Below are 7,768 nucleotides of genomic sequence, written 5' to 3'. Positions count from 1 at the left end.
ATGGCGCTGACTACGTCCGCACCCACGCGCCTGGAGATCTGCGAAGCGCAATCACCTTCTCGGAAACCCTCGCGAAATTTCGCAGTCGCGACGCCAGAGACCGAGGGTTAGATCATGCCTAGCATTCACCTTCCGGCCGCCCGCTAGCGGACCCTGGTCAGGTTCCGCGAAGGTGGGCGCAGACATGCTGGGCTCGTCAGGATCAAACTGCACTATGAGGCGGCGGTTCATACCGCGCCAGGGGAGCGAATGGACAGCGAGGAGCCTCCGAACGTTCGGGTCGCCTGCTCGGGTGATATCGACGAGGTTGTGCGGCTGATGCACGACGCTGCGGCGTGGATGTCCGCCAAGGGAACGCCCGCCTGGGACGTCGCGCGGATCGACCGGACATTCGCGGAGACCTTCGTCCTGAGATCCGAGCTCCTAGTCGCGAGTTGCAGCGACGGCATCGTCGGCTGTTGCACCTTGTCGGCCGAGGATCCCGAGTTCTGGCCCGACGCCCTCAAGGGGGAGGCCGCATATCTGCACAAGCTCGCGGTGCGACGGACACATGCGGGCCGGGGTGTCAGCTCCGCGCTGATCGAGGCTTGCCGCCATGCCGCGCGAACGCAGGGGTGCGCCAAGCTGCGGCTCGACTGCCACCCGAACCTGCGTGGCCTATACGAGCGGCTCGGATTCACCCACGTCGACACTTTCAATCCCGGCTGGGATCCAACCTTCATCGCAGAACGCCTAGAACTCGAAATCTAACGTCCGTTCGGGCATCGAGGTCCATGTCGGGGTGGGACGGGCCCGTGGCTTCAAGATCACTTGCAGTCCGACCGCGATGTCTTGGTTGCGCGAGAGGTTGTCGATATCCTCCACTTCCATCATCAACCCTGGATAATGCCGCCGCCGTCATCGCCGCCGACGCCCGTGCCGGGCTTTTCGGGCCTGTCAGGCTTGCTCGGCCTTCAGCCTGCCTGGGCGAGATCTCCGGCGGACGGATTAACGGCGGAGCTTCGCCGCCTTTCGTGCGTGTGAAGGCCGAAGATAGTTCTCTCAAAAACATCCGTTTATGAGAGATACCAAATGTCATTTTCAGAAGACGACTGCACCAGTTGATTGGGCGTAATGGCTGTTGTGCAGCCAGCTCCTGACAGTTCAATATCAGAAGTGATCTGCACCAATCTCGACTATGCTCAATACTCGTGTGGGCTCTGTTGCAAAAATCGTGAAGCTTGAGCATGCTTGGCGGAGATTGGACGGACGGAACGATGACGGATTTCAAGTGGCGCCATTTCCAGGGTGATGTGATCCTGTGGGCGGTGCGCTGGTATTGTCGCTATCCGATCAGCTATCGCGACCTTGAGGAAATGCTGGCGGAACGCGGCATTTCGGTCGACCATACGACGATCTATCGCTGGGTCCAGTGCTACGCCCCGGAGATGGAGAAGCGGCTGCGCTGGTTCTGGCGGCGTGGCTTTGATCCGAGCTGGCGCCTGGATGAAACCTACGTCAAGGTGCGGGGCAAGTGGACCTACCTGTACCGGGCAGTCGACAAGCGGGGCGACACGATCGATTTCTACCTGTCGCCGACCCGCAGCGCCAAGGCAGCGAAGCGGTTCCTGGGCAAGGCCCTGCGAGGCCTGAAGCACTGGGAAAAGCCTGCCACGCTCAATACCGACAAAGCGCCGAGCTATGGTGCAGCGATCACCGAATTGAAGCGCGAAGGAAAGCTGGACCGGGAGACGGCCCACCGGCAGGTGAAGTATCTCAATAACGTGATCGAGGCCGATCACGGAAAGCTCAAGATACTGATCAAGCCGGTGCGCGGTTTCAAATCGATCCCCACGGCCTATGCCACGATCAAGGGATTCGAAGTCATGCGAGCCCTGCGCAAAGGACAGGCTCGCCCCTGGTGCCTGCAGCCCGGCATCAGGGGCGAGGTGCGCCTTGTGGAGAGAGCTTTTGGCATTGGGCCCTCGGCGCTGACGGAGGCCATGGGCATGCTCAACCACCATTTCGCAGCAGCCGCCTGATCGGCGCAGAGCGACAGCCTACCTCTGACTGCCGCCAATCTTTGCAACAGAGCCCGCCGTGCTAGTCTGCTCGGTGATGGTGGAGTGAAGCCAACCCGCAATCGGGTTATGAATCTGCATCGCGATTCGCAATCAGCTGTCTCTTGAGCATGTCGAACTCCTGCGATGTTATCTCGCCGTGCTCGTGCTGCTACACCAACTTGTCCAACTCATCCGCCACACCGCTCCCCACCACCTGCGATGGCCAGGTTGTTTGCTGGGCGCATTGGCGGAGTATCGTCTCGACCCGGGACACCCACACCGGCACAACCTTACGGGAGTGATTCACTGTCAAAGAATCGGCCCGGTGCTCTGACGCAAGTATCGGGATGGTCACCATTTGTAAGCCGTAGACCTGAGTGGTGATCAAGACTTCGATACCACCGACCGTACCGGTACTAATCGACGACGGTCGTGTTCGTCGCCTGCCGCAGGGACTCTGCACACCTCCGTTTACGCATGTGCCTGGAGGAGTTGGAAATCGTCGTGTTCGGGAAACATTAAACACAGGATGGCAGCGATCTGAGCCAGCACATGATCAGCTAGCTCACCATCCGGATCGACGGCCCACTGCATCGTCGCGCCAGCGATGACCGAGTGCAGGAGCAACTCAGCTGCCGCAGGAGCACCTGGGGGCAGTCGCTTGCGGATCCCCTCCACCACCGCGCGGTTCCGCTGGATCGCAAGCGTGCGTAGCTCCGGCACCTGGAGCTCGTACCAGGAGATGAGATAGTTCACCGAGAAGTCGTTGCGAGTGTTCATGCTCCGAACGAGCACCTGCAAAAATTCCCAGAGCCCTTGCGGCCCTGCGCCTATCGGTATCGCATTCAGGTAATGCCGCACCTGCTCGACGCCGCGCTCCATCATCCTCACCAGCAGCGTATCGCGGTTGGTGAAGCGCTGGATTAACGCTGCGCGGGAGAGCCCCACCTCCTTTGCTACTCCGCTGAGCGTGAACTCTATGGGACCGCAACGCTTCAGCACTACGGTGGCGGCCTCGAGTACCTCGTCATCGGACTTGAGCTTGGGGCGGGGCATCAGTGTTCACCTTCTGTATGGGTTGGGGCGGAGGCTGTGGCTGCCGCCGCCATTGTAGCAAATTGAAGACGGAGCGAGAGTAGAGCCACGAGCCCCGCAAACACGGCCGATACAACGAGGCCAGGGAGCGGACCAGCAAGGTCGACAAACGCGCCGGCCGCAAGCATAACCATGGGCGAGGCTGACAGCATCACCGCCGAGACCGTGCCGAGTACCCGGCCGAGAAGTTCTGGCGGCGTGCGGTTGTAGATGGCAGCGTTGAGAATGGGAGAGACTGAGCCGGTCAGCAGTCCCACGAGCGCGCCCAACAACATCAGCACCGGCACGCCTGGCAACTGTGAAAGCAGAAGCGAGCCCACCGCAGAGCCACAAAATGCCACCGCCAGCCAGTTCTGCGCTGATATCCGGGCGCCGACCGACGCATGAATGGCAATGCCAAGGAGACCACCAGCCCCCATCATTGAGGAGAACAGCCCGAGCTCTGCTACTTGGCGTCCTGCATCTACAAACAGCGCAGGCATGATGACGCTGCCGTTGGCGCCAACGATGCCCACGAAGATCATCACTATACCAAAGAGAGGGCGCAGCAGGGGTTCGCTCCAGAGAAAAGCGACGCCGGCGCGCATGGAGAGAGTCGCCGTCGTGGTCATCGTCCGAGCGGCACGCGCGGGAAGCACCCACGCGCCGAGCAGACCTGCAAGGACGGAGCAGAACGCCGTCAGCCCGAGCGTTGGCGCAGCGCCAAGCAGGCCGATTGCGGCCCCCCCAAGGGCCGGGCCACCTAGAATCGCGACGTTCCCGATCACCGCTTTCAGTGACGAGACGCGCTCAACGGAGAGCCCGGCGACGTGGCCGAGTTTGGGCAGCTCACTGTCCTGCGCGGCCATACCGGGTGCGTCGAACGCGGCACCGAGCACCACGCAAGCGATCAGCCCAGTGTTCGAGAGGGCGCCAACGGCATCGAGCAGTGGGATGCTCGCCATGGCCACGCCGCCCACCACACCCGAGATCAATGCGACGGGCGCGCGCCCGAACCGATCGACGAGGCCACCACCAACCCACGCGCCGATGATGGTCGCGATGACGCTGCTAGCGGCCGTGGCGCCCGCCCAGGCCGCGCTCTTTGTATGAGACAGGACGAACCATGGAAGCGCGAGGGCCGCCACCGCGTTGCCGATCCGGAAGAGAAAGGTCGCCGCGAACAGCGTCGCGAGCGGGCTATATCGACGTTCGCTCATTCCGCTGCGGCGAGCTGCGCCTTCGCCGCAGCGAGGTACTCTTCGTTACCCGAGTCGAGGGCGAAGAGTGCGTAGGTGACCGCCCCGAACGCAAGGCGCTCCGCGATGTGGTGGGCGAGCCGCGGCCACACCCGGCCACCGGCCGCTTCATACGTGAGGAGGAGCTTCGCGAGCCCCTCTTCACCAAAGACCATAAGGTGCGCGGCCATGTCGATGGCAGGGTCATCAACGCGGGCCTCGCTCCAGTCGATCATCCCGCTGACGCGCTCCGTGTTGTCGATGAGCACATGGCCCACGTAGAGATCGCCATGCACCACCACGGAGAAATCTGGCCACGACGAATCGTCGTCGAGCCAGCGCTGCCACCGGTGGAGGCGCTTGTCGTTCACCACGAACTCGCGTCGGACGCGGTCAACGTCGTCGGCCACCTTCTGACGGGCCTGCGTCGGTGTACGGATGAGCATCCCCGCATCCACGGCGGCGGAAATGGGGACGGCATGCAGGGCGGCGAGCGCGGTCGCGAAGCTCTCCGCGAAGACCTCCGAGTCCTGCGGCACGACCCAGTCGGGCGTGGACGAACCAGGCTGGATGACCATCGCAGTCGAGTCTTCGAGCATGGGATAGGCAACGAGCTCGGCGTTGGCCACGCGCCAGTCCGGCACCGCGAACGGCAGGCGATTCTTGAGCATTGCCAGCACCCGCGCCTCTGGTTCGACCTTCGCGCTTACCTCGGCTCGGCGCGGGATGCGCAGCACCCACCGACGTCCATCGTCGACGGTGGCGATCACGATCCTATAGTCGAGCCCAAGCTCATTGACAGTCAGCGGGCCATGGAGCTTGAGCCCATGTCGGGCTGCAAGTGCGTACAGTTGGGAGGTATCGGCGGTCGTGACTACGGTCATGATTCACTCCTGAGGGCTTGACGGGTTTAGCCACCTAAATGTAACAGTCACGTCGGTTATATTCAATCCGGCACTGTTGCAAAGTTAGCGATGAGGCAGCCTTTTGTCTTATTCAAAGGCCTTACATTTCAAAAACTCTGCTTACCAGGCGCATTTCGCCCAGGGGATCACCATAATAAAATGCTGAGGCCTGGCCTTTGCGTAGTGCACGCATCACCTCAATACCTTTGATGGTGGCGTAAGCCGTCTTCATGGATTTAAATCCCAGCGTGGCGCCGATTATCCGTTTCAGTTTGCCATGATCGCATTCAATCACGTTGTTCCGGTACTTAATCTGTCGGTGTTCAACGTCAGACGGGCACCGGCCTTCGCGTTTGAGCAGAGCAAGCGCGCGACCATAGGCGGGCGCTTTATCCGTGTTGATGAATCGCGGGATCTGCCACTTCTTCACGTTGTTGAGGATTTTACCCAGAAACCGGTATGCAGCTTTGCTGTTACGACGGGAGGAGAGATAAAAATCGACAGTGCGGCCCCGGCTGTCGACGGCCCGGTACAGATACGCCCAGCGGCCATTGACCTTCACGTAGGTTTCATCCATGTGCCACGGGCAAAGATCGGAAGGGTTACGCCAGTACCAGCGCAGCCGTTTTTCCATTTCAGGCGCATAACGCTGAACCCAGCGGTAAATCGTGGAGTGATCGACATTCACTCCGCGTTCAGCCAGCATCTCCTGCAGCTCACGGTAACTGATGCCGTATTTGCAGTACCAGCGTACGGCCCACAGAATGATGTCACGCTGAAAATGCCGGCCTTTGAATGGGTTCATGTGCAGCTCCATCAGCAAAAGGGGATGATAAGTTTATCACCACCGACTATTTGCAACAGTGCCCATCGGCGTAGTAGTGGATGTGGTCGATGACAAAGCCGGTGCGGGTCAGCGTGCGCCGGAGGATCGGCAGAAAATCGACCAGGAACGAAGTAGCGCGTGTGACGACGGCCGGTACGCCGACACGCGCCACGGCCTCGGCCCAGCGCGCGGCCGGCGGTTGGAGCAGGCCGTTGTGCACCGAACCGTGGTAGGTGCCGACCGCCAATGTGAGCCAGCGCTCTAGCTCGCGCAGCGTCAGGGCGGCCTTGTTTTCGGAATCGTAGTCGCCGCGCTGGTCAGGGTTGGAGAAGGTCGTTCCCGGCAGTTCGTCGTGAATCATCTGCATCGCCGTGCCGATGATCCGTTCCACGATGCCGCCATAGTGCGGCTGTCCCAGCGGGCGATAGTCCAGCCGGATGCCATGCTGCTCGCAACCCCGGCGCAGGGCCTCGCTCTTGAACTCGGCCGCGTTGTCTAGGTAGAGCAGCAAGGGCTTGCCGCTCATCTGCCAATCCATTTCCACGTTCAGTCCTTCCAGCCAAGGGCGCTTGTCGCAGGCGACATGCACGAGGCACAGGCCAACCGAAACGGCAGACGGCGCTTCCAGCGTGACGACCATGCCGAGCACGCAGCGGGTGAACACGTCGATGGCGAGGGTCAGGTACGGGCGGCCAATAGGTTGCCGGTCGCGGTCATCGACCACGATCAGGTCGATGACCGTATGGTCTATCTGCACCTGCTCCAGCGGCGCGGTCACGGCAGGAGGCTCGCCGCCCACACCTTGTAGGTCACGAGCGGCATCCTGGCCTTCCCGCCGGCGGATGACCTTGCGCGGGTCAAGGCTAGCGATCCGTAAGGCCACGGTATTGCGCGCCGGCACTCGCAGTTTTTGAGCCTTGCACACCTGAGTGACTTCGCGGTGAAAGGCCGCTAGGCTGCGCTTCTGCTTGGTCAGGAACCGCTTTTGCAGTAGCTCGTGGATGACGCGCTCGACCGGTTCCGGCAAGCGCCCCTTACCTTTACCTCCACCGGACTGGCCGGGCACCAGATCCGTCACGAGGCCGCTGCCTTGCCGGGCACGCCGGATCAGAACGTATACCTGGCGCCGAGACAAGCCCAGCGCCTGAGCCGCCATATCGGCCGCTTCGTGCCCGACCGTCTCCGACTGCGCCAACGGACTGATGATCTCCGCACGACGGCGCGCACGCTCCCAAGCCTCATCAGGCAGAGTGGCCACGCCTTGTTCTGGAATCCGTGGGGTGTCCGTCGCCATGCTCACCTCGCTTTGGTGCACACGAGTATTGAGCATAGTCGAGATTGGTGCAGATCACTTCTGATATTGAACTGTCAGGAGCTGGCTGCACAACAGCCATTACGCCCAATCAACTGGTGCAGTCGTCTTCTGAAAATGACACTGACGAAGCGGCGCGGCCCTGCCTGACATCAAGTTAGGGTATAGCCTAGATTGACATGCGCGATGCAACCCTTAACTTGCTTGCACCTATCGTTTCCATGCTAGCTTTATCGTAACGCTCAAGAAATTGGGCTTAATGCCGAAAACAATAAAATAAAACAGCCAACCCTTGAGGTTCTTATGCGCCAGAATTTACCAGTGACGGGTCGAAACTTAGAACTCCCAAAAGATGCCAATATTCTTTCGAC

The 7,768-nt window shown here is 61.0% G+C and carries 6 protein-coding genes and 2 pseudogenes; 3 read left to right on the top strand and 5 right to left on the bottom strand.

From position 1 onward, the window contains the following. From J9892_RS15425 to J9892_RS15415, 3 genes and pseudogenes are all read left to right on the top strand, one after another. Positions 1 to 122: pseudogene (locus J9892_RS15425) on the top strand (sulfonamide-resistant dihydropteroate synthase Sul1); the annotation flags it as partial. A gap of 127 nt (positions 123 to 249) precedes the next feature. Next, positions 250 to 750 carry a GNAT family N-acetyltransferase gene (locus J9892_RS15420; RefSeq protein ID WP_000376623.1) on the top strand — a complete coding sequence of 167 codons (501 nt, stop codon included), beginning with the start codon at positions 250 to 252 and terminating at the stop codon, positions 748 to 750. Positions 751 to 1,256: 506 nt separating this feature from the next. Beyond that, positions 1,257 to 2,021, top strand: coding sequence for an IS6-like element IS6100 family transposase (locus tag J9892_RS15415; RefSeq protein ID WP_001389365.1), 765 nt, complete (start codon positions 1,257 to 1,259; stop codon positions 2,019 to 2,021). A 492-nt stretch (positions 2,022 to 2,513) separates the two neighbouring features. Here the strand turns inward: J9892_RS15415 and mphR(A) are convergent, their stop codons facing one another. The 5 genes and pseudogenes from mphR(A) to J9892_RS15390 form a co-directional block, all read right to left on the bottom strand. Next, positions 2,514 to 3,098 carry a macrolide-binding transcriptional repressor MphR(A) gene (gene mphR(A), locus J9892_RS15410; protein WP_001137892.1) on the bottom strand — a complete coding sequence of 195 codons (585 nt, stop codon included), beginning with the start codon at positions 3,096 to 3,098 and terminating at the stop codon, positions 2,514 to 2,516. Continuing rightward, entirely contained in the window at positions 3,098 to 4,336 is a 1,239-nt protein-coding gene (gene mrx(A) / locus J9892_RS15405; protein ID WP_000004159.1) for a macrolide resistance MFS transporter Mrx(A), read from the bottom strand. Before mrx(A) ends, mphR(A) begins: the two co-directional genes overlap by 1 nt. Next, positions 4,333 to 5,238, bottom strand: a complete 906-nt coding sequence (locus J9892_RS15400; RefSeq protein ID WP_000219391.1) for an Mph(A) family macrolide 2'-phosphotransferase — start codon at positions 5,236 to 5,238, stop codon at positions 4,333 to 4,335. The genes mrx(A) and J9892_RS15400 overlap by 4 nt, the downstream gene beginning before the upstream one ends. Before the next feature lie 121 nt (positions 5,239 to 5,359). Continuing rightward, positions 5,360 to 6,064 (bottom strand): IS6-like element IS26 family transposase, encoded by a 705-nt coding sequence (locus J9892_RS15395; RefSeq protein ID WP_001067855.1) that lies wholly within the window; start codon positions 6,062 to 6,064, stop codon positions 5,360 to 5,362. A gap of 64 nt (positions 6,065 to 6,128) precedes the next feature. Then, a pseudogene (locus J9892_RS15390) lies at positions 6,129 to 7,379 on the bottom strand (transposase); the annotation flags it as partial. Positions 7,380 to 7,768 lie beyond the last annotated feature (389 nt).

It is taken from the genome of Aeromonas sp. Prich7-2 (assembly GCF_017939255.1).
GTDB lineage: Bacteria > Pseudomonadota > Gammaproteobacteria > Enterobacterales > Aeromonadaceae > Aeromonas > Aeromonas caviae.
Note: the sequence above shows the minus strand (reverse complement) of the source record. Positions and strands in the feature narration are given on the sequence as shown.

Bases quoted from the DNA above. Each gene is read 5' to 3' on its own strand.
- J9892_RS15420 (WP_000376623.1), top strand. From the start codon at position 250: ATGGACAGCGAGGAGCCTCCGAACGTTCGGGTCGCCTGCTCGGGTGAT.
- J9892_RS15415 (WP_001389365.1), top strand. From the start codon at position 1,257: ATGACGGATTTCAAGTGGCGCCATTTCCAGGGTGATGTGATCCTGTGG.
- J9892_RS15400 (WP_000219391.1), bottom strand. From the start codon at position 5,238: ATGACCGTAGTCACGACCGCCGATACCTCCCAACTGTACGCACTTGCA.
- J9892_RS15395 (WP_001067855.1), bottom strand. From the start codon at position 6,064: ATGAACCCATTCAAAGGCCGGCATTTTCAGCGTGACATCATTCTGTGG.